This window comes from Deltaproteobacteria bacterium (assembly GCA_017302835.1).
Classification (GTDB): Bacteria; Bdellovibrionota; Bdellovibrionia; order Bdellovibrionales; family Bdellovibrionaceae; genus UBA2316.
This window is the reverse complement of record JAFLCC010000001.1, coordinates 307,799-329,475: the sequence shown is the minus strand read 5'-3', so window position 1 is coordinate 329,475 and position 21,677 is coordinate 307,799. Positions and strand designations below refer to the sequence as shown.

General features: G+C 40.0%; 19 protein-coding genes and 1 other RNA gene. 14 read left to right on the top strand and 6 right to left on the bottom strand.

Annotated features, from left to right (window positions below; translation table 11 throughout):
- Positions 1–24: 24 nt before the first annotated feature.
- Positions 25–483: a tRNA (cytidine(34)-2'-O)-methyltransferase gene (locus J0M15_01570; GenBank protein MBN8535716.1), complete on the bottom strand. Its 459-nt coding sequence runs from the start codon at positions 481–483 to the stop codon at positions 25–27.
- A gap of 150 nt (positions 484–633) precedes the next feature.
- On the opposite strand from J0M15_01570, the gene J0M15_01565 reads away from it, so the two are divergent.
- The 10 genes from J0M15_01565 to J0M15_01520 all read left to right on the top strand — a co-directional run bounded on the left by J0M15_01565 (position 634) and on the right by J0M15_01520 (position 7,450).
- The gene (locus tag J0M15_01565) at positions 634–1,023 is read left to right on the top strand and encodes a glycine cleavage system protein H (GenBank protein MBN8535715.1); all 390 of its coding nucleotides are present in this window, start codon (positions 634–636) and stop codon (positions 1,021–1,023) included.
- Positions 1,024–1,168: 145 nt separating this feature from the next.
- Positions 1,169–1,666: a peptide-methionine (S)-S-oxide reductase MsrA gene (gene msrA, locus J0M15_01560; protein ID MBN8535714.1), complete on the top strand. Its 498-nt coding sequence runs from the start codon at positions 1,169–1,171 to the stop codon at positions 1,664–1,666.
- Positions 1,667–1,716: 50 nt separating this feature from the next.
- Complete coding sequence (locus J0M15_01555; GenBank protein MBN8535713.1) at positions 1,717–2,145, top strand: hypothetical protein; 429 nt, start codon at positions 1,717–1,719, stop codon at positions 2,143–2,145.
- 33 nt (positions 2,146–2,178) lie between these two features.
- Positions 2,179–2,277: signal recognition particle sRNA small type (ffs, locus tag J0M15_01550), an RNA gene on the top strand.
- A 35-nt stretch (positions 2,278–2,312) separates the two neighbouring features.
- Positions 2,313–4,034, top strand: a complete 1,722-nt coding sequence (dnaX, locus tag J0M15_01545; GenBank protein MBN8535712.1) for a DNA polymerase III subunit gamma/tau — start codon at positions 2,313–2,315, stop codon at positions 4,032–4,034.
- Between the two features lie 66 nt (positions 4,035–4,100).
- Positions 4,101–4,424 carry a YbaB/EbfC family nucleoid-associated protein gene (locus tag J0M15_01540; GenBank protein MBN8535711.1) on the top strand — a complete coding sequence of 108 codons (324 nt, stop codon included), beginning with the start codon at positions 4,101–4,103 and terminating at the stop codon, positions 4,422–4,424.
- Positions 4,425–5,036, top strand: coding sequence for a recombination protein RecR (gene recR / locus J0M15_01535; GenBank protein ID MBN8535710.1), 612 nt, complete (start codon positions 4,425–4,427; stop codon positions 5,034–5,036).
- Complete coding sequence (locus J0M15_01530; GenBank protein MBN8535709.1) at positions 5,036–5,629, top strand: gliding-motility protein MglA; 594 nt, start codon at positions 5,036–5,038, stop codon at positions 5,627–5,629. Before recR ends, J0M15_01530 begins: the two co-directional genes overlap by 1 nt.
- 37 nt (positions 5,630–5,666) lie before the next feature.
- Complete coding sequence (nadA, locus tag J0M15_01525; GenBank protein ID MBN8535708.1) at positions 5,667–6,638, top strand: quinolinate synthase NadA; 972 nt, start codon at positions 5,667–5,669, stop codon at positions 6,636–6,638.
- 419 nt (positions 6,639–7,057) lie between these two features.
- Complete coding sequence (locus J0M15_01520) at positions 7,058–7,450, top strand: hypothetical protein (GenBank protein ID MBN8535707.1); 393 nt, start codon at positions 7,058–7,060, stop codon at positions 7,448–7,450.
- A 29-nt stretch (positions 7,451–7,479) separates the two neighbouring features.
- Here the strand turns inward: J0M15_01520 and J0M15_01515 are convergent, their stop codons facing one another.
- Complete coding sequence (locus tag J0M15_01515; GenBank protein MBN8535706.1) at positions 7,480–10,776, bottom strand: AAA family ATPase; 3,297 nt, start codon at positions 10,774–10,776, stop codon at positions 7,480–7,482.
- 226 nt (positions 10,777–11,002) lie between these two features.
- Here J0M15_01515 and J0M15_01510 point away from each other — a divergent pair, with 226 nt between their 5' ends.
- The 4 genes from J0M15_01510 to J0M15_01495 are packed head-to-tail and all read left to right on the top strand — an operon-like array spanning position 11,003 to position 18,664.
- On the top strand, positions 11,003–12,475 hold the full coding sequence (locus tag J0M15_01510) for a hypothetical protein (GenBank protein MBN8535705.1): 1,473 nt from the start codon (positions 11,003–11,005) through the stop codon (positions 12,473–12,475).
- Positions 12,472–15,702, top strand: coding sequence for a hypothetical protein (locus J0M15_01505; GenBank protein ID MBN8535704.1), 3,231 nt, complete (start codon positions 12,472–12,474; stop codon positions 15,700–15,702). The genes J0M15_01510 and J0M15_01505 overlap by 4 nt, the downstream gene beginning before the upstream one ends.
- Entirely contained in the window at positions 15,699–17,246 is a 1,548-nt protein-coding gene (locus tag J0M15_01500) for a hypothetical protein (GenBank protein MBN8535703.1), read from the top strand. Before J0M15_01505 ends, J0M15_01500 begins: the two co-directional genes overlap by 4 nt.
- Positions 17,243–18,664, top strand: a complete 1,422-nt coding sequence (locus J0M15_01495; protein MBN8535702.1) for a hypothetical protein — start codon at positions 17,243–17,245, stop codon at positions 18,662–18,664. The genes J0M15_01500 and J0M15_01495 overlap by 4 nt, the downstream gene beginning before the upstream one ends.
- Before the next feature lie 23 nt (positions 18,665–18,687).
- Here the strand turns inward: J0M15_01495 and J0M15_01490 are convergent, their stop codons facing one another.
- The 4 genes from J0M15_01490 to ahpF form a co-directional block, all read right to left on the bottom strand.
- Positions 18,688–19,326, bottom strand: a complete 639-nt coding sequence (locus J0M15_01490) for a hypothetical protein (protein ID MBN8535701.1) — start codon at positions 19,324–19,326, stop codon at positions 18,688–18,690.
- Between the two features lie 67 nt (positions 19,327–19,393).
- Positions 19,394–19,642: a hypothetical protein gene (locus J0M15_01485; GenBank protein MBN8535700.1), complete on the bottom strand. Its 249-nt coding sequence runs from the start codon at positions 19,640–19,642 to the stop codon at positions 19,394–19,396.
- Between the two features lie 9 nt (positions 19,643–19,651).
- Positions 19,652–19,990, bottom strand: coding sequence for a hypothetical protein (locus tag J0M15_01480; GenBank protein ID MBN8535699.1), 339 nt, complete (start codon positions 19,988–19,990; stop codon positions 19,652–19,654).
- A gap of 61 nt (positions 19,991–20,051) precedes the next feature.
- Positions 20,052–21,605 carry an alkyl hydroperoxide reductase subunit F gene (ahpF, locus tag J0M15_01475; GenBank protein ID MBN8535698.1) on the bottom strand — a complete coding sequence of 518 codons (1,554 nt, stop codon included), beginning with the start codon at positions 21,603–21,605 and terminating at the stop codon, positions 20,052–20,054.
- Between the last annotated feature and the right edge of the window lie 72 nt (positions 21,606–21,677).

The following is a 21,677-nucleotide window of genomic DNA, read 5'->3' as shown; positions in this document are numbered from 1 at the left end:
AACCCTAGACTGATCTATCTTTTATTATTTTTTATTTTGAGTTAACTGCCGGTAACCTTCATACATAACAATAGCTACTGCCGTTGCTAAATTTAAACTTCGCACCTGACCTGGGGTCGGAATACAATACGTATTCTCCTGATTTTGAATTAAAATTTCTGGATCTAAGCCTTTACTCTCTTTCCCAAAAATTAAAAAATCTCCCTCTTTGAATTGGTGCTCAAAATAGGTTTTTTTACCATGAGCTGAAAAATAAATTTTTCGTTTATTTGTGTGAATTTCCTTAAATCGAGAGATCCCCTGGTAGGTGGTCCAGTTTAAGTTAACCCAATAGTCCAAACCAGCCCTTTTTAACTGCTTGTCATTCAACTCAAAACCAAAAGGCTCAACAAGATGTAAATGACTCGACAAAGCAACACAGGTACGCCCCACATTTCCTGTATTATTTGGAATTTCTGGCTCAACTAAAACAACATTAAACATAGAAATTATCTCTATGCTCCTTGACTGAAGTTGTCATGGAGCACGAGGATTCTCTGACAAATTATCGTTTTGCGTTAAACCAAATATTCCTTAGCTTGATTGAAATAATGTTTATTATACTTGTTTATTGAATAACAAGGAAGAGATCGTATGAGTGACAATATTAGAAATTTTATGGGCTATATGTGGACACAAGAAGAAGATGGTATCATTACTATCGGTATCAATGAAGATGGTCTTGAAGATTTCGAAGAAATCACTTCCATTGAACTTCCTCCGGAAAATGAAAAAGTGGAAGCCGATGTCGCCTTGGGCACGATTGAAACCGATGATGGCCCCCTAGACATTTACTCGCCTGTAAATGGCACAGTGTTAGAAGTAAATGGGCAAGTTTTAGAAGACCCGTCGATCATCCAAGAAGATCCCTACGAAGAGGGTTGGCTTATCCGTATCGAAGCTTCAGAGGAATCTGAAGATGAAGATGACGAAGACCTCGATGAGGATGACGACGAGGAAGAGGAAGATTCCGAAGAAGAATAAATAAGTATACTAAAGCTAACTAAGCAAATTATCTTGCTTGACAGGGATCCCTTTGCCTAGAGATGCTTCCCTAATGAAAGTGATCCTGAGTCTCTTAATGTTGTTTGCGAATATCTCTTTCGCGAAGGAGATTAAAAAAATGTCAATGCATTCTGAAGTTGCTATACTGGCTGGAGGCTGTTTTTGGGGAGTCGAAGAGCTCTTCAGAAATCTTAAGGGTGTTCTCTCTACTGAAGTTGGTTATACCGGTGGCACTATTCCTAATCCTACTTATGACATTGTAAAAAAGGGGACTTCAGGTCATGCCGAATCTATTAAGATTGAATTTGACCCAACTTTGCTAACCTATGAGGATCTTTTAAAATTCTTTTTTAAGATTCATGATCCGACAACTAAAAATCAACAGGGTAATGATGTGGGTTCTCAATATCGATCAGCCATTTTCTTTCAAAATGAAGAGCAGCAAAAAACAGCTTTAAAAATCAAAGAACTAGTTGAGTTTTCTGGTGCTTGGAAAAAACCTGTTGTTACTGAAATTATCAAAGCAAGCACTTTTTATTCCGCCGAAACCTATCATCAGGCCTATTTGAAAAAAAATCCTGGTGGGTACACTTGCCATTACATAAGAGACATCAAATTTTAATAAGTTCCATTTTTTAATAAAATTAACAAACCAAACAAAAAGGAGTTTCTATGAAAAATATTTTTCAAAAGGCGACAGCGATCGTCTGTCTAGCTCTGACCTTGAGTCATTTTGCCTACGCAGATTCATCGTCTGATTCATCAGTTCTGTATTCTTGTATGATATTGGGTGCCAATGCTGATGGAACAAAATACGATCAACTGATTCATCAAGGAAATTTTTCTTGGACTCAAGCCAAAGAAACTTCACTGAGTTTCTTCAACGAGAAGAATTTATTCTACCAAATTAGTAGCCAGGCAAATAGTGGTTATGTCTCTTTGGCTATTTACAACATAGAAGCTCAAAAATTTGTTGCCGTAATTGGTGATATGAATAAAACCTTGCTCTTATTTGATAGTGAGAACAAACGAATTTTTGGCTGTAGCGTTGGTTCAAAAGGTGAAATCCAATCCTTACTAAGCGCGCAAGGCGTTAAGTAGTGCTAAGAAGTTCTATGTAGGTTAAACCCAATAGGCCGAGTCCCATACAATAGCGTCTTTGATGAATCCCGCTAGATCCGGAAGGAAGCAACGGTACCCAGAGGACTATGTGATATGGGGTGCTCGGCACTTTTTTAGTCGTAATGCTTTTTGGGGAGTGATGGCACATGAGTTATCAAGTTATAGCCAGAAAATGGCGACCTCAATCTTTCCAAGAAGTTGTTGGCCAAAGTCATATCACTCAGACCCTGATCAATGCTTTAAAAAATGGTCGCATTCCCCACGCCATCCTGTTCACTGGTCCTCGAGGTACAGGCAAAACCACCTCGGCTCGGATTTTAGCAAAAGCTCTTCGCTGCCCCCAGGCTCAGGATTTTATTCCCTGCAATCACTGTTCAAGTTGTCTTGAAATCGCCGACTCTAGCAGTGTTGATGTTATCGAAATTGACGGGGCTTCAAATAATGGCGTTGATTCTATCAGAGACCTGCGCGAGACCGTGGGCTACATGCCGTCCTCTGGTTCCTACAAAGTTTATATCATTGATGAAGTTCATATGCTTTCAACTTCGGCTTTCAATGCGCTCTTAAAAACCTTGGAAGAGCCTCCCCCTCATATTGTTTTTATCATGGCAACAACGGAAGTTCACAAAATTCCCCAAACAATTCTTTCCCGTTGTCAGCGTTTTGATTTTCGCCGTATTTCCATCAAACAAATTGCCGAACATCTTAAGTTTATTTGTTCCCAAGATAAAATAACGACTGATGACGATGCTTTATGGCTAATCGCCAAACAAGCTGATGGTTCGATGCGAGACAGCCAAAGTCTATTAGATCAGGTGATTACCTTTGCCAATGGCCCCCTTAGCAAAAAACTAGTCCAAGAAATCTTAGGTCTCACTGATCGCGAGCTTTTATTTAAAACTCTAGAGTTAATTCTTGATCGCGCAGCTAAAGAAATGGTGATTCTTTTTCGTTCTTTGAAGTTGGCTGGTCTAGAGCCTGATTTATTTTTTCAAGAGTTGATTGAGCTCACCCGCCATCTGTTGGTAATCAAAGTCTCTGGAGCTGAAGCGACGACTATCATTGAAATTCCAGAAAGTGAGTTCGAACGCTTGGCTTTTTTAACACAAAAATGCAGCCAAGAAGATATTCATTTATTATTCGATATGCTTTTAAAAGCCAGCCAGGATTTAAACTACACTCAAGATCCTATGTTGATTGTCGAGATGTTGCTGTTGCGCTTGTCTTCAGGGCCAAGGATTCAAGACTTGCAGGTTTTGCTTTCCCATTTAAATTCACCGCAAGTCCCTCCTTCAAAGACACCTAGCCATTCCCACTCTTCTCAACATTTTCAGACACAAGTTAAAAATACCACCACGGAACCCCCTCCATCCTTTCCATCCTTGACTACTTCAGCTCCAAAAATAGAGCCTCTAAAAATAGAGCCTCCAAAACCTGTCCTCAGAAAAGTTACAGGAGAAACTCCGGCGGAAAAATGGACCCATTTTATTGAGCTCTTGCGCATTGAAGACGCTCTTTTTTCCGCTAAGTTAGAAAATGTTATTTTCAACTCTGAAGTCGGCAAAAAATTATCATTGAGCATTCCTAAAAGTTTAGTTTTTTTGAAAGATCAGCTAAACGACAATGCTACGAAAAAAAAATTACAAGGATATATTGATTCCTACTGGGGCAATGGATATGCTTTTGAAGTGGTCTTGCAGTCCTCCCCTCAAGGAGAAACAGCCCAGGCAATCATGACTAAGAAATCATTACTCGCCGAGGAAGAGATCAAACAAAAAATTATGAATGACCCAAAGGTGATGGCTGCGCAAAAAGCTTTCAATGGGTCCATCAAATCAGTGACGGATCTAAAACCAGAGAAAAATTAGATCTCTTTCCTATTAAAGTACCTAAAAAGTACATAGCGAGAGATCTCTTAAAAGAAAGGATTTTTTATGAAAGGTATGGCTGGAGGAATGGCTCAGTTAATGAAACAGGCCAATCAAATGCAATTAAAAATGAAGAAAACCCAAGAAGAAATTGGTAAACAAGAGTTCTCAGGAACCTCTGGTGGTGGCGCCGTGACCATCAAAATCAATGGGGATCACAAAATGTTGGCTGTGACTATTAATCCCGATGTTTTTAAGGCCGGGGATGCAGAAATGTTACAAGACATGATTGTCTCAGCAACCAATGATGCCCTCAAGATGGCCAAAGACACAATGGCCAAGGAAATGGAAAAGATTACCGGTGGTATGGGAATTCCAGGTTTGTTCTAAATGTTACGCATACCCGCTTTAGAAAAACTAGTTCATGAGCTCACTAAGCTCCCAGGTATTGGGCCGAAAACGGCCCAGCGTTTGGCCTACTATATTTTAAAGTCTAAAGCAGATTACTCAGAATCCCTTTCTGAAGCTTTAAGGCGAGTCAGTGCAGAGGTCCATGACTGCCCTGAATGCTTTAATTTCACTGATTCAACTATTTGTAAATTTTGTTCGGATGTTCACCGGCAAAATGATGTGTTTTGCTTGGTTGAAGATCCCTCTGACGTCATGAGAATTGAGTCCTCCGGGGGCTTTCGTGGTCGCTATCATGTATTACATGGAGCCCTTTCCCCTTTGGATGGAATCACTCCAGACCATTTAAAAATTAAAGAATTAGTTCAAAGGCTCAACAAAGCAGAGCTCAACGGCACTCCAATCAAAGAAATTATCCTGGCATTGGATGCCGATCTTGAGGGTGACACTACTGTGCTATACATTACAAAATTACTGCAGAATCGTGGAATTCGCTTGAGTCGAATCGCCCATGGTGTTCCAATCGGGGGAGACATCGATTTCGTAGATGATAGAACTATGAATCGAGCCTTAGAAAACCGTGTGGAGCTGTAATGTCTTTTATAAATTACAACGCTAAAGAAATTCATTGTAAAGTCGTCTACTATGGACCTTCTTTGGGTGGAAAAACTACGAATTTACAATGGGTCTATCGGCAAACAAGTGAGGATGAAAAATCCAAACTCATCACCTTGAGTACAGATATTGAAAGAACTTTGTTTTTTGATTTTCTGCCCTTGAACATTGGCGAAATTCGTGGATTTAAAACCAGATTTCATTTGTACACTGTTCCAGGACAAGTGGTATATGATGCCTCTCGAAAATTAATTCTGAAAGGCTTAGATGGTGTTGTTTTTGTGGCTGACTCACAGATCGAACGCATGGAAGAGAACTTAGAATCTCTTAAAAATTTGCAAACTAATCTAGAACAACAAGGCTATAATATCAGAGAAATTCCTTTAATTATGCAATATAACAAAAGGGACCTTCCAAATGCCGCCTCTTTGCCAGAGCTTAGGGCCACGCTCAATCCATTTAATGCTCCTGAATTTGAAGCCACGGCCAATGAGGGCCGGGGAGTCTTTGAATCTCTAAAAAGTGCTTCTAAGTCGATCATAAATGTATTAAAAGGGGGCTCCTCCTTATAAAGAGCCTGTCCCCAAAAGGACAAAAGGATTTTGTTTTATGATCTACGATAAGGTTCACACGCTCACTTCTGAAATTCTTGAATTAAAAAAAATAAAAAAGGCTACCATCTTGGCCCACTACTATGAAGATGGTGATATTCAAGATATTGCTGACTTTGTTGGTGATAGTTACTTTCTAGCTCAAAAAGGCCAGGAGCTTAATTCTGAAGTGATTTTACTCGCTGGCGTCGTCTTTATGGCAGAAAGTGTGAAGATCCTAAATCCCGACAAAAGAGTTTTAGTTCCTGATTTAGAAGCAGGATGCTCTTTAGTAAGCTCTTCGCCTTATGAAAAATATTTGGCGTGGAAACAGCAACACCCTAAAGCCCTTGTCGTCACTTATATTAATTCTTCTGCAGAAGTAAAATCTATTTCCGATGTTATCATTACTTCTTCAAATGCTGAGAAAATAATTTCTTCCATTCCCAAGGATCGCCAAATTTTATTTGGTCCAGATCAACATCTTGGACGTTACTTAATGAAAAAATTAAATCGTCGTTTTGAATTATGGCCAGGTTCCTGTGAAGTTCATGTTTTGTTTAATGCTAAACGCTTAAACGAAATGATCTTTAATCATCCTGATGCCGTAGTGATTGCTCATCCCGAGTGCGAAGAGAATGTTCTTCAATTTGCCTCTGTCATTGGCTCCACTTCGAGGTTGCTTGAAGAGGTTCAAAAAAACCCAGCAAAAAAATTTATTGTCGCCACCGAAACGGGTATCTTTCATCAAATGAAAAAACTCCGAACCGATGTCGAACTCATTCAAGCGCCAGTCGAAGATGCTTCCTGTGCCTGCAATGATTGCCCTTACATGAAACTAAATAGCCTCGAAAAAATCAAAGCCGCATTGGAGACTTTGAAGCCAGAAATCATATTAGAACCGAGCCTGCAAAAAAAAGCACGCCTTGCCCTCCAAAGAATGATGGATGTGGCTTCGGGAAAATCAATAATCTGGCCCAATAGCAACTGAATCCAAAATGATAAATAAATCTCTGTTATTAAATAATTTCGTATTATTTTTCTCAACATTATCAAATTCAATTTCATATGGAGCTTTTTATCCCAAGATGAAATGTCATTATCGGGAATAGCTGTAAAGTTGGAATTCACCCAGCTGTCCCTGGCTACTATTTTGAAACGCCAATGAATCACTCCTAATTTTTAAACGTTTTTAATTCGACTAAGTTTTATACAGTGGTTTCAAATCAAGATCGTCTACTCTTATATATTTTTTTTCAAACTAAGAATCGACTTAACTTTCGTCCGTCACCCTCCGAGAAGATAGGCATACCTGCACCGAAAGCTTGAAAATCAATCTCTGCGAAAAAAAAGGAAAAGGATGCGATGGAAAAAGCAAAAAAACTGAAGAAAGATAAAAGTTCACTGGCAATGAAAAACAAACGGGTTTCCCCAAGAAAAGAAGTTGAGCCAATAAAAGTGGCCTACTTAGCTTCCTTAAATAATCTCGCAAAACTCGCAAAAAATTGCGATATCGTAGAGGCTTCTGCGACAGGTCTACTCCTGATCGTTCAAAGGACAGATCTTATCCCCCAGTCCCTTCGAAGTAATTTGAACCTCGACTGCCTTGTCGGGAACCGCGTCTATATTAAATTAGAACCGATGAATATTGAAATTAGCGGCGAAATTAAAAGAACAAAGTTTATTGGAAAAAAGGGCTTTCACATTGCCCTCGATTATTCTGATGATGCCCCTGAATACTGGCGTGAATGTTTAATGGACTTACTTCCTGGCCCTGGAGAGTTTGAAAAGGACACACAGTAGGGGTTTTGGCTGGATAAGCTGAACACCTCCTAGTGTTTGTCCAGCCAGGCTTTTCTTTGGTCTTCGGTTTGGAATAGGGTTCGGTAGCGTTTTGGGAATTGTTTCATGATTTCTATGCGTTCTTTGTTGGCCATCAAGGCTTTGAGTTTGACATTGATGATATTTGCCATTTGAGTAGCTTCCCATTCCATGTGAGAGAGAGTTTCTTTTTCGCGGTTGCTGATGCGATCTTCGATCCCAGAAGTGCTTTTTTTCTCGACCACGAAATAAAGGACACCGTCTGAATTGTAGCGCGCTTTAACTGCGAATGCGAAGTTTGCTGTCATATACATTTCTGCAAATGATTCGATGTCTTTAAGATCAAACACGTATTGTTCTTTAAAACTTTGAGTCGACTCGCCCTTGAGTACTCGATTCATTTGCACCGTAATTCCCAATTCTTTCAAAAATGTGGATCCTAAGGTACGACGACTTTCCCCATGCGTATTCATAAAATAAGTGGGGTACAGGTCGCGCTGGCCGTTATGGAGTTCACGTTCTGCCTCTGAACGATCTTTTACGATCTTCAAAAACTCGACATTGATTTCATGAAGAAGCATTTTATCGGCATCACCGATGCGGAAATATTTCTCCAACAGTCCAATCTGCGACAACATCAAAGGACTGTGTAAGCGAGGCATGATACCCGCATACAATCGGGATAGAAATGAATTCAAATCCGCTTTGTCCATTTTGTTGAAAACATACGCTTTCTGTTGAATACGGTCAAAGATCGGTGCTCCCGTCGAAAAATCACCCTGGCTAATCAAGAATTCGCTCGGGGTCGAATTCGTCGTGATCACCATCGAAATAATATTTGATACCTCTTTTTCCTCTCCACCTAAAACTTCGCGCTCATTCATCAAGGACAACAATGCCGTTTTTACTCCTGGGGGGGCTTTTTCAAATTCATCCAATAAGGCAAAAAAAACGTCTTTCGCGGCCAAGCTGCCCGTTCGATTATATGTATATCCACGGCCTTCTTCCATGGCCTTCAAATCAAGACGACCTACGATATCACCTTCGGTCGACATGGGATGGAATTGTTTAATCCATACCGAACCCTTGCCTTTAACTCCATGAGGTAACACATGAGCCAGTAGTGCATTGGCTTTTGCAATCTGCATCTCGGAAATGCCTTCGAGTTCGCGTTCTAATATCATTCGCGACATCATTGTTTTTGCTGATCCATGAGGACCAAAAAGCATAACGTTTCTTCGTGAGGAAATCCCTTTGAACATCCCTGCGACAGTGCTGCCCGAGTTTTTAAACCAGAATGTCATCTCTTCAAAACCCAATCGAACTGATTGAATCGCAATATCCAAAACCTTATCTGAATTTTTCTGATCTAAAGCATCTTCTAATTCGCTCGATAACTTGGTGGCTCTATCAAAGAATTCTTTATCCTGCTTAATATCTACAGAAACATCAACTTCAGACATTGAAACCGTACTTAGCTCTTTAATTTTAGGATTAATAATCGAGCGAAATCGTTCATGGAACTTTTTAATTTCTGCCAATTGTTCTTTGGCTTCTTTTATAATCGCGGCCTGACTATTTGGCTTTAAGTATTCCTCGATGATTCCTGAAAGAACAAATCCAGTTTCATTCTTATCTTTGCCCCCGCGAACCGCGTTCACATGAATCTTTGAAAGTCGACTATTTAGATCAGCTAATCGTCTTGCAAGGGATTCATTTCCGTCAAAAAAAACATTATCTAGATCTAGCCCTACACCCAGCTCATCTGCGATGACTTCATTTGGTATATTTAGTTTTCCTTTTTTGACATCGAAATGAACCTTTCGAATCTGCCCGTGATTTAATGATTTATAAGTAAACATTTCTGTCGAAGGGTCATAGTAACCCGTCGAAATTGAATTCTCTGCATAGATGTCTTTATTCCTGAAGGCCGCCGTAGTTACATCAACGTTAGATTTGGCTACAACGATCTTTTCACTTTTTGGTATCGGTAAGCCCTCTTCAGATTCTCCAATATATTTATATTGTAAAAATCCTAACTTAATACTATGGGCCGACTGAAAAGTATCGGGTCCGCCTTGTAAAACAACCGGAGCTAAATCTACTAAATCTTTAGCTGACATTTTTAAATTTACCGATTCATAAGCAACACCGTTAATTAACTGGCGCATAATAAATGCGGCTTGCCACATCTTAATAACTTTAGAATTGGCACGATTCGATCCCGAGTAGGGAGGATAAAAAGAAGGTTGTTTGGCTGGATCTTCTATCGCCGACTGCAACTCTTTTAAATGCTGACTGTACGCAAGATCCATTTCGGTCACAACATCGACCGCTGAAGAAATTAATTCTTTCGAAATTTCAACATTGTCGGCCAGCGGGCGAATGCCGCGCAAATCGATAATCGTGTATCGTTTTTCGCTGCTATTGGCTTCTAAGTTTTCGACGAATAGATAATTATCAGTTGCACTATGTCCCGTGTATACCAAATGGAACTTTAGCGCAAAGCGATCTAGGTAGGCCATTCGTCCACCGATTTCATGAGGATCCGCTTGTGAAACCATTTGACCTAATGTTTTATTAGTTGTTCCGGCAATGGATTCTAACATTGTTTGAACAACTTTGTTTCCAGCTAATGCCTGACGCTCATTCAGGATTGAAAGTAATGTCATTTGCAAACTGGGTGGGGCTTTTTCGATTTCATCGAGGATCGCAAACATATTTTTCTCGGCAATCAAGGCGCGACTGTAATCGACTTCGTAAATACCTTCTTTTACAAACTTGATTGGATTGGGTCCACCCAGCAAAGACGTTTCACTTAATAACTGATGGAATTGGATCGTAAACAATCGTTTGTCGGCATCTTTTATGTATCTTTTCTCTTCGTCAATAATCCTATTCATTTCATCGATGAATTTAACCAAATCAACGTTCCAACGATTTCTGGCATCTTGAGTTTCTCCTTTCACAGCTCGTAGTTGTGATTCAAAAAATTCTCGCATGGCGAATGTCTTACCGCCACCGCCACCACCATCAGACAAAATATTTTCTTTGGCGATCAAACCAGTACCTAGATAATAAAGTAGGTTCTCCATAGAATAAAGTTTTGTGTTTAGTTCAGCGATTCCCGCACGTGAAATCTCCCACGCAGCGTTTGTTTTCGTTGCTAACACATTTTTTTCAACGCGCATTTTTGTCTTAATAATAGTAACTTTTTTTCTGGAATAGACTTTATAGCACTTATACTCGCCACCTTGAACCAGCGGAATTGCAAGAACCGTCGAAAATAATATATTTAAAAGACGCACATATCCTCCGGTAAAAAGACCACGGAAGACGATTAAAGCAAGTTCTATGCTCACTCAACTCAGATATACTTCAATACAGCTCTTCACATGCGTTTTATTTTGATACAAGTTAATACACTGTATATTTTTGATACATACAATACCTTCAAAACAGTTCTTATCTATGCATATATAAGATTTGGATTGGTACAAGTCATGCTTCTCCCGCTATGAACGAGGCGCATTTATGAATCTAAAACACATTTTAATTTTAAGTTTGAGCCTAAACCTTTCCGTTTTAGCGAACGATACCTGTGGTGCAATCTACACCAGTAAGTTCTCTACAGTTCACGGTGTCGCAGCAGCAATTTTAGCTGGAGCCAACGGATCACGTGCCGCTGCGATTGCCCTGATCCAATCTCCGCTTTTTGCGAATATGATTATAGCTGGAAAGAGAGCGGATCCCAATTTTATGAAGAAGCTGAAAGATCTTCTTAATGGCAATGCGAAATCGATTCCTGGTACTGAAAGTATGGAAGAAACTTTTCAGCGCCTAAGTTTGCAGAACAAACCCCCCGTTGATTATGGAAATCAGTTTGAAGCTCGATCCAATATCGCTCAAAAAATTCCACTTCGTAGGGGAGAGTTTTCTAAAAAAGAACTTTCCGAAAGTCTTGGATATTATATGGTGGAGCTTGCCGATGGCGATATTTTGTCACTGCCGGAAGGAAATCCCAATATACCTCAAGAAATTAAACGACTGGCTCCCATTCTTGATGGCATGGGAGATATCCGATATAACGAGATCGATAAAATATCCGCCACATTTATCTCAGTCTCAAAACCAAAACTAGTGAATTCTGATTTGGTGGCCGTGATGACTTTGGATTCCAGCGGACATAAACAGCTTACAATTTTAAATCCAAATAATTTAGATCCCAATACGTTTACCCATATCGATTTGCGCAAATATCGTAACCAAACGGAAGTTGTTCCCATATCCACTCAACATTTTGTTGTGATAGATAAAAGTGGAGGCCCATTTATTATTTTAGACCGAACTACAGGCGCAATCAGTAAAGAATATGATTATGCGCCAAGTACTCCAGCTCCAAACATAACATCTTCTGTCAGTGAACTCCTTGTTCTTCCTGATAGAGACTTGCTAGTCGCATTTGAATTAGGTCCACGGCTGCTGGAAGGAGCACAAGATCCATACATACAGCTTTCAGTGATTCAACATTGGGTACGCCAATCTGATGGTACCTACCAACCTGGACGAGTTTTTGATACTGGGACGTATACTTACCCTGACCGAATGAGCTATATGACTGGATCATTCGTGCCCAGAATTAACGGTATGAAAATGCTGCCTGGTGGGATTTTGGTCACCGCGGAATATCGAGGATTAGTTAAAACCTGGAAATGGGATAACGGAAATTTATCACTTATCGCTACTGAAAATGTTAAAAATGCAGGTAATGTTTGGATTAAAAGTCTGGAAGTTTTAGCTGACGGACAGATATTGGTAAACACAATGCGTGGCGACGAAACACTTCCTCTATATCGAATTGACAGTTCCGGAAAAATCTCTGCAACAACAAGAATACCGACAGTAGCACGGGGCGAAGGACCAGGTGCTTTTATTTTACCTTTGCAACACGGCGGCTTCTACACCGCCGGAATTAAAAACTACTGGTTATGGACACGAAAACCATGATTAAAAATCTACTTCTATTGATATCTGTTTTCATTTTCGGCACAGCTAGCCTGACGCCGGCTATGGCCGATGAGTCTTGCCCACTGTTTTACCAAGCCTCGCCACCACCTCCTCCACCACCACCAATGAGTGCAGTCGAAAAAGTCGTAAACTACATCAAAGGTTTATTTCGAAAAAAGCAAAAGCCTGTGCAAGCAACGCCCCATCGCCCGCAAAATACAGTTCAGCGTCCACAAGGTGAAAGCAAGCAAAGCTTGCAAGAGCAGAGCTCTGTGAAAAAATCACCACCGCCACCTGAAGAAAAACAAGACGGCCTTAAGGAAAAGCGTAATGAAGAGTACAAAGCAAAAAACAAAGATATCAGCGAAGCAATGAAAAAACCACATTCCAGTTATTTATTCGGAACAACGGCCCCAGTTCCTGAAAAACGTGTTCGTGAAGAAATCTTTGATACCTTCGATGATGATGGTTGGAGAAAAGATCCTTCCGCAAGAACGACTGAAGTTAACACGACATCCAGCCCCCCCCTACCAGGAAAGCGCCATCAAAGTGTCTTGGTGAACCCCCTGGCCGCTAGTACGGCGGTCGTTCCTGTCGCTTATGGGAGCATGCCCGTTGTAAAAACCTATACGGATTTTCGCGTCTTTCAGCCGGCGATGGGCGAGTATCTGGTCGAAAGCCTAAACGGCAAACCACTGCCAGAAAAAATGATCTTAGAACTTGAAACAAGCAAGGGTAAACACCTATCTGAGATTCAAAAAACAATTCTAACTAAGAAAAGTAAAATACGCCAAAATCAATGGCCCGCGCACATTCTAGATGGTGTCAAAAAAGCGCAAGACAATAGTGGCGGCGACATTGCTGCAATATCTGAAATATTATCAAGCTGGATCACAACCGACGGCCCCTATAAATACTTTTCAGAGAACGGCCAAAAACCAGCAGACACGATCCTAGAGATGGCAGTTATGAAAGAGTTCAACTGTGATGGTGGCGCCCAAATCGGTGCGACGTTGCTACGAGACTTTTTTGGAATTCCCACGCGCATAGTAGATGGTCGAAGAACCTCCGGCAAAAAAGATATCGATGGCCAGAATTATAACGTTGCAGACTACTCACTACCTCGCCATGCTTGGGTCGAAGTATTTATCGGTGACGAATGGGTTTCTTACGATTTTACCCCCACACGAAAAAATCCTGAGCTAGAGAAAAACAACAAAGAAGAACTTGAAGAAGAAAATGAAGTCGAAGAAACGCCAGAACAGCAGACACAACAAACTAAAGAACAGAAACCGCCGCTGCCACCAAAAGACCAAAAGAAAGCAGCACAAAATCTTCTAGAAATGCCAGAAAAAGAAAAACCGAAAGACCTGGCTAAACCACCGCCGAAACCAAAATATAGTAAAGTCCCTCCAGGATATAAAACACCATTGGGACTGCTTGTGCGTCAAATGTTGCTAAACACTTTAGGGCCCGTAGTTCGACTTATTAAATGGAACGGGCTAGAGGCTCTTCTTGACGGCTACCTTATCAATCACCACGCCCTGACGATGCAAAACAAGAAAGCCAAATCAGACTTACAAACATTAACGTCGCGAATGTACGGAATGAAAGAAGGAACTTTAGTTGAGTTACTGACAGAAGCAAAAGCTCAAATTCACTCAGATCCTACAATTTCCTATCGCTATTTAAAGGCGGTAAAAGATTTTATTTCTGAAATCGGTAATTTGCGCGAATTAACCGTTAATGAGCAGCGCCTTCACGACGAACTCGTATCTATTATGCATGATTTTTCAAAACTAAATCACCCAAGCGCAAAAGAACAAGCGCTGACTCAGTCCGTACTGAAGGGTCTGCCTGGCGAAATCATCAAAGAAATTATCCGCGATCAATTTCCTAAAGTTGAAGAAGCAGGATCTGTCGATCAAAAAGCCTTCGTAACGGCGTTAAGAAATGGTGGTTTAAATAATATTATGCAAGCTTCCCTGGTGGGCAAACACTTCAATTTCTTATTAAATGCCGAACGCGAGCATAAACTACGTTATGCTAAATCTATTTTGCGTGCGTACACACTGAAGAATCGTAATGAAGATATCGTTTTAGCGCGTCCTGAAGATGTCGCGAAATTTGAACGCTGGATCCTGGATATTCAGTATAATCCGGACCCGGTTTTGATGTTGCTCGATAATCTTTTGAAAGATCAGCAATATATGATGGGATATCGTCAGCAATATCCGACGGCGGGCTCACAAAGTACAATTGAACGCAAACATACCAACATCTTTTTCGACATCAGCGGATCTATGCACGGTCGACCGGCAGAAGTTCAAGCCAGTGCCATTGCTGCTATTGTCGACAAAGCATTGTCTGAAAAAGATCCCTTTGGAAATCACACCCACAAAGTTATTATATTTCCGTTTGGTAATGAGGTCCATGCTGGTATTCAAGTAACCACAGCCGCGGAAGCAAAACGAGAAGTCCTAAATTATTTATCCCGCCCTACAGTAGCTAATGACGGCACAAATATTCAGGCTTGTTTCGATACCCATTTTAAAATGATCAAAGATAGCATCAAAGCATCCAATCCATCCAGCACTGACTTTAGCCAACGCTTAAAACTAAATCGCGCCAATATGATTTTGCTCACCGATGGGGGCGCTTCCGTAAATAAACAAGAAACTATCAACGAAATCAATGCTCTTCCTAGCTATGTAAAAACTATGTTTAATTTGGTAGCCCTTGGCGGACGAAATTCAACGCTAGAGGAAATTGTTCAATATACTAACACCAAAAACTCAAAATCAATGGTTACGGAAATCACGGCAGAGATGATGGAGAACTTTGCGAAAGATGCAAAGAAAGTCGATTTCGATCCTGAGGCTTTTGTTTTTGACCCAAGTATAGGCAGCCTCGGTCACGGCATAATTAGTCGAATCAACAATCTGCGTATTCCTGATAAGGAAGAGTCCGTTCCAGGTAATGATTTAGCACATTTAGTTTCTTTGATGAAGCGTAAACAAGATAGCCCCAACAATCCAATGTTGATCAGTGAGTTACTAGAAGTTGAGTCTGTACTATTAAACTCAACAATTGGTGATGATATAAAAATAGGTTTTGTAACTGAATTACTAAAAAACTTTCTACAGCTTGGCGGCAATGACCTCAGTGAACTTTCTGTCGTCGAATTCAGTCAGCTGACTAAAATAATAAGGATTGTGAAGCCATGAAAAATCGAATATTTATAATTTTCTTAACCGCTGGCTCCATTTACCTTTCTTCATCGACGTTAATGGCCAATGCCAATGAATGCATCCAGGTGTATGGTGGCGGCAAATCCATGCTAAAGGCCATTGCGGCGCAGATCGAAATAATTGATCCAAATGTTAAATTAACGACATCGCAGATTTTGAGTGACGTAAAAATCATAAAACTTATATCTTCTGCGAACTCGCAAGGTATCAGCACGGCCCAAGTAAAATCCTTAATCAATACGCGAATAGAACAAGCCAAGAAACCTTTTGTTGTCACGATAAATAAAACCGCTGATAGACCAGCACCCCATGAAACACAAGTCAAGAAAGATCAAATTAATCCGCCAATCAAACCTAAACCAAGAAAAGTCCTCGTTGAGGGAGCTGAGGTCGAAAATGACATTTCGAACCTGACTCGTTTGAATCCGGATTTTGTTGAAGTAAATCCATCCCTTGTATTTTCTAGGATGCCAGACCGCGTGGCCGCTTTCTTTACTTTCGATATCAATGGTCGACTAATCCCTGCATATAATCCCTTTCCATTTCAAGAAAAAGAAATTGCCGATGTCAGACCAGGATTCAACGGCGGAGTGATACTGCAAGTAGAAACTGGAAATGAGCAGTATATTGTAGTACAAAGTGGGAATCGATTTGTTAAGTCTAAAGTTTATATCGATACTTTGGTAGAATCGATGAGGGGTCAAAGCCATATATCTAAGCTAACTGCCCTTGCTAATGGTTTAGTAGCTGTATCGATGGTGCATGGAAAAATTCGAATTTATTCACCATTGACAGATTCCATTACTGAAAATTTTCAACGACGTGAATGGAGCCCATATGCTCGTGAAAATCTGAATTCCATTCATCCGATTCCCAATGGCGATTTTATCGCTCATCATACAATAACTAACTATGAAAAACAAAAGCTGAATATGTATAACGATAACGTTATTCAATATTGGCATTTCGACACAAAGACTCACCAGTATGAGCAGGCCGGTCATATTACTGATTCTGCGACCACTGAAATAGTCGATGTGCACAGAGATGGACACGGAATGATCTACGCACTTTATCGAACAGGCGAAGTAAAAACATTTGTAATCAAACCAATTCCTCCGAAGCCTCAGGAGTCCCATGGTGGTGGACTTTTTTCGTTCCTAAAAAAGAAACCGCCAGCTCCCCTCACACCCCCTGATTTATTTGAATTCATTGAAATAGATTCTTGCCATCATGCGCAGACAATTAGGTCCGCATCTAAACTAACACCTACGCCAGATGCCGGTTTCGCTATTTCCACTTTCGAGCAAGGTGTTATCTTTTTAGATAAAGATTTCAACGGCAAGCTCCAGTATAAAAGCACATCATCGACTAGAGCCCAACATTTTGCAAAATACTATGGTTTTTCAAACGGCACGCGTGTGATTGTAAACGCCCAATACGCTAGTAGTAATTTTATTTCGACTGAGTGGTCTAAAAGCAAATTAGAAGTAGGAATTTTAGACGAGGAGAACCCATGAAGCCTCTAGCGATAATCCTTGTCGCAACCTTATTGTGGAATGGAAACGTCGTGCATGCGAATAGCTGTCGCTCTTACTACCGCTTCGGTGCGACTCAAACCAATGAAGCTGCGATCCAAAATTTAGCAGAACGCATCGCCGAAATGGCGAAATCGACCAGCACGCCGATCACTGCTATTTTTATGAACCCATCCATTCAAGTGGAAATGCGCAGCTTGAAAAAGCTAGTCCCTGGATTTGATGGAATTTTAAAAGCAAAAATCAAAGAAATTCAAAATCGCCCAGAACCTAAAATTGAGAAAGAAGAAAAACCGAAACCTAGAATTCCCCTAAAGCGCATTGAAAAAATAGTAGTCGAATCCGAGCTATACGAACCAGTACACGACATCGGAGATCTCTTTGAACAAAATCCCGATCAAATTTTTGAATTGCAAAGTGGACGGTTGTTAGCAGAAACTCGATATGGTAAAAGTGAATTCTTGAAACCTAAACCCAATGGTTCATTCGAATACTACAGTCACTTATCAAAAACTCCTGGTTCTGTTCAGGGGCCTTTCGCTGAACTAACCAGTGGGACAATTGTATACTACACAACCACCAACAATAAAAATGCCATGATGTTCATCCCAATGAATCCGAGTGTGCGGCCTACAGCCGTGGTATTCCCAGGAACTCTTGTTGGGCCACTAAAAGCGTTACCAAATGGTCGCGCGATATTGGGTGACAATGACGGGGAATTACTTATATTTACAGAATCGTCGGTACCTAACCAGGGAGGAACATACACCTACATCTCAACACAGCACAAAGGTGCCATTCAACCAGGTACGGCTGGCATCATGGACATTGCGGTTTTTCCTAACAACGATTTCGTGACGGGGGACTACTCTGGCCGGCTCGAATACTATCGCTGGGATCAGCAACGGCAAACTCATGTGTACCAATACAAATTTCAGAACCCGCCTGGAAGCGGCAAGATTTCTAGCGTTGAGCTTCTAAAAGATGGACGCATAGCTACCGCCGGCTATGATGGTCATGTTCGTATTTGGGAACTCGATCCAAAAACAAATCAATACCTCAACCAACAAAATATATTTCTAGGGGGCTTTGTATGGAATGCGCGTGAACTTCCGAATGGAAACTTAGTTGTAAATAACAATCAGGCCAAAGTTTACATCCTCTCCAAAGATGGAACTGGAGACTTCACTCCGCATAAACTGCAAGATAAAATGATTGGGATGAATCGATATTTGACCGTACTTAAAAATGGAAATTTTATTATTTCTGGAGATCCAACGCTAATAGATTACATGAACAAGGGTTACCATGGGCAAGTGAAAGAGGTTTATATTTGGAAACCAATTGTGAAAGAACTTGAAGTCGAAGTAGACCTTGAAGATATGAACACTCAACCTTAGACCGGCAGAGTATAGGTTGCTTTTTATAAATCAACAAATGGTGGCAAGTTGTTTTGGCTGATGAGTAAGATGCTATAGTGAGGGGGCAAGAACCAACTGATGGCCTCGGCAATTCCTTCATGTTCTGAGATGGGTGGATTCCCTAGGCTTTCTATTGAAATAGCAAAATCAAAAAATTTACTGTCCGTTGAAATCATGAGTATTTTAACATTCAATAAACCTTGATCTCGAAAAAAATCCTTTAAAATTTGCCGTGCATACTTTGGTAAATATTCCTCATTGGGGGCCCCATAAAAACAATTTGAATTTTCCTTAATTTCCAGAACCCCATTCTTAATATTATCTGTTGTTTTATAGAAAAATCCACTTTCTTTAAACGACCAAATCATTCCGTAGGAAAAAACATAATCTGGATAATCCTTTGTCGGATTGACAACCAAGCCGATTCCTTTATCGTGCAGCCAATGAATTATTTTTTGAACTGATTCCGTTGATTCAGTTGTCCACTCGGTCATCAAATAAGGCCAATTATCAGGGCCAACTTGAGGGTCTGGTGAAAGGACATTTAACTTAGAATTAACAAAAATATTAAAAAAATCAATTTCCCAAGGAGTGTCCCTTTTCTCTACAGGTACCGATAAGAGTGTTTCCATTGAATTCATAAGTTCTCTCCAAATGAGTTATTCATTTTCTATCCTTTGGCATTTGGCATTTGGCCTTTTGGATCTTCTAAAATCCTTTATTTTCTAGATAAGCAATTCCACAAAAAGCAAATCCCACGAGCCAATTTTGCCACAATCCCGAAACGAAATAAGGATAAATCATTAAAATTATGCCAATAATAATTTGCGTTCTATTATCAATTCTTCGGCCTTTTTTAAAAACATACATTCCAATTATTCCAAATAAAATACTTGGAATAAGAATGTACCAATCAAAGGAAAAATTTTGAGCTATATCTAAAATAGGATCTTGCAATTTCTTTAATTACCTTTTTAATAAAGTACAAACTGATTCTAATAGAATTTCTCTGCTCCAAAAAGACCACTTAATCTGGTCTGAAGGGCTTCTTAAAACTCCATCTGCGTAGCCTCGAGAAGGATTATTTCCATCAAATACTTCGATTTGAAATTTTGAATTTCCAAAATTATTGATTTTAAAACGAAAAGCTTCTACCTCTCCAAAGGAAACAGATCTCGTCATGGGCAAATTAATATTTTTATTGACTACAAGTTTAGTGTTTAAAGAAATCTGACAATTTAAATCTTCAGCAGCTGCCAATTGAACAAACAGCAAGCCTGTTGCAATTAAAATAATTTTTTTCATATTCTCTCCTCTTAATTTTCTGAGAAAGGCTATCATGTCTCAAGGGATGAGATCAAGGGCCTTAATGGAACATTCGATCTTCAAAGGCTGCTAATGCCGCTTTGGCTCCATCACCCATGGCAATAATGATTTGTTTATACGGCGCTGTTGTGACATCCCCAGCCGCATAGATTCCGGGTATTGAAGTTCTTCCTTTGTTATCCACAATAATTTCCCCAAATTTTGTTAGCTCGACGGAATCTTTCAAAAATTGACTGTTGGGTAATAATCCTATTTGAACAAAGATCCCATCAAGCTCACATTGAATCTCTTTTTCTGTAAGCCGGTCTTGGTACTCAAGTCTTAGGACTTTTTGCCCATCTCCGTGAATCTTTTGTGTTTTAGCCGAGGTAACAATCGAAACATTAGATAGCGATTTTAACTTATCAACTAAAATTTGATCTGATTTTAATACATCATTAAATTCAAACAATACGACTTCTTTCACAATTCCAGCTAAATCTATTGCCGCCTCAACCCCCGAGTTTCCACCCCCGATAACAGCGACTTTCTTTCCTTTGTAAAAAGGACCATCGCAATGAGGGCAATAGGCTACACCCCTTCCAAGATATTCTTTTTCTCCAGGAATACCTAATTCACGCCACTTAGCCCCCGTAGTAATAATTATCGATTGAGCTTTTATTTTTTCTCCGCCCTCTAAATAAATCGTCTTTGTATCTTTATCTAGTTTTTCAACACGTCGATGTTCTAACACTTGAACCGGATAATGATTTAGATGCTGTTGAAGCTGCGCGGCCAGCTGGGGTCCTTCCGTGTAAACAACTGAAATTAAATTTTCAATTCCTTTGGTATCTTGAACTTGGCCACCAATTTTTTCTGCAATTAAAGCCGTCTTGAGTCCCTTTCTCACGCTGTATATCGCAGCCGAAGCACCTGCGGGTCCTCCGCCAATGACGACAACATCATATAAGCCCAAATCTTGAATTTGATTTATATTTTGCTTTACTTCGCTACCAAAAGTTTCTTCTAATTTTTTAAGTAAATCTAAAAATTGAATTTTCCCTGAATGAATAAACTGAGAGTCTACAAAAACGCTTGGGACTCCTTGAATGCCCAATTGCTCTATTTCACTTTGCACAAAAGCGCCATCAATCATTTCATGTTTAAAATCGACATGCAAAAATGACATTAGATTCAAGGCTTGAACCACGTCGGGACAATTCTCACACGTTAGAGAGATATAGGTTCGAAGATGAATCGGCCCTTTTAAGTTCTTAATTCTTTGAATCATCGATGCATCTGGCATTTTACCTTTACCATCTGCGTTCAAGATAGCCACGATTAAAGAAGTAAATTCATGTCCTGTCGGAATTCCCTTGAATGAAACACCCGTAGCCTTCCCCTGATAATAAATTTTAAATTGAGGAGGAACATCCGTCAGTGGCTGTAAACTGCTAATGACTTTTATTTTTTTACTTGTTGTTGCCACTTCATTCAGTAGTTCTAAAAGTGTGCTTTGATCTGAGTTCAACGATGGAGTATAGACTAAATCAATATTATTTTCTAGTTGAGCGAAAGCATTTTTTAGCTGCTCTTTTATTTCTTGATCAAGCATACAATCCTCCTGTCCTTTGGGAATTCCAATTTCTTTTTATTACTTAATTTTCTATTAATTACTTGAATTTCT

Bases quoted from the DNA above. Each gene is read 5' to 3' on its own strand.
- J0M15_01570 (MBN8535716.1), bottom strand. From the start codon at position 483: ATGTTTAATGTTGTTTTAGTTGAGCCAGAAATTCCAAATAATACAGGA.
- J0M15_01565 (MBN8535715.1), top strand. From the start codon at position 634: ATGAGTGACAATATTAGAAATTTTATGGGCTATATGTGGACACAAGAA.
- msrA (MBN8535714.1), top strand. From the start codon at position 1,169: ATGCATTCTGAAGTTGCTATACTGGCTGGAGGCTGTTTTTGGGGAGTC.
- J0M15_01555 (MBN8535713.1), top strand. From the start codon at position 1,717: ATGAAAAATATTTTTCAAAAGGCGACAGCGATCGTCTGTCTAGCTCTG.
- dnaX (MBN8535712.1), top strand. From the start codon at position 2,313: ATGAGTTATCAAGTTATAGCCAGAAAATGGCGACCTCAATCTTTCCAA.
- J0M15_01540 (MBN8535711.1), top strand. From the start codon at position 4,101: ATGAAAGGTATGGCTGGAGGAATGGCTCAGTTAATGAAACAGGCCAAT.
- recR (MBN8535710.1), top strand. From the start codon at position 4,425: ATGTTACGCATACCCGCTTTAGAAAAACTAGTTCATGAGCTCACTAAG.
- J0M15_01530 (MBN8535709.1), top strand. From the start codon at position 5,036: ATGTCTTTTATAAATTACAACGCTAAAGAAATTCATTGTAAAGTCGTC.
- nadA (MBN8535708.1), top strand. From the start codon at position 5,667: ATGATCTACGATAAGGTTCACACGCTCACTTCTGAAATTCTTGAATTA.
- J0M15_01520 (MBN8535707.1), top strand. From the start codon at position 7,058: ATGAAAAACAAACGGGTTTCCCCAAGAAAAGAAGTTGAGCCAATAAAA.
- J0M15_01510 (MBN8535705.1), top strand. From the start codon at position 11,003: ATGAATCTAAAACACATTTTAATTTTAAGTTTGAGCCTAAACCTTTCC.
- J0M15_01505 (MBN8535704.1), top strand. From the start codon at position 12,472: ATGATTAAAAATCTACTTCTATTGATATCTGTTTTCATTTTCGGCACA.
- J0M15_01500 (MBN8535703.1), top strand. From the start codon at position 15,699: ATGAAAAATCGAATATTTATAATTTTCTTAACCGCTGGCTCCATTTAC.
- J0M15_01495 (MBN8535702.1), top strand. From the start codon at position 17,243: ATGAAGCCTCTAGCGATAATCCTTGTCGCAACCTTATTGTGGAATGGA.
- J0M15_01490 (MBN8535701.1), bottom strand. From the start codon at position 19,326: ATGAATTCAATGGAAACACTCTTATCGGTACCTGTAGAGAAAAGGGAC.
- J0M15_01480 (MBN8535699.1), bottom strand. From the start codon at position 19,990: ATGAAAAAAATTATTTTAATTGCAACAGGCTTGCTGTTTGTTCAATTG.
- ahpF (MBN8535698.1), bottom strand. From the start codon at position 21,605: ATGCTTGATCAAGAAATAAAAGAGCAGCTAAAAAATGCTTTCGCTCAA.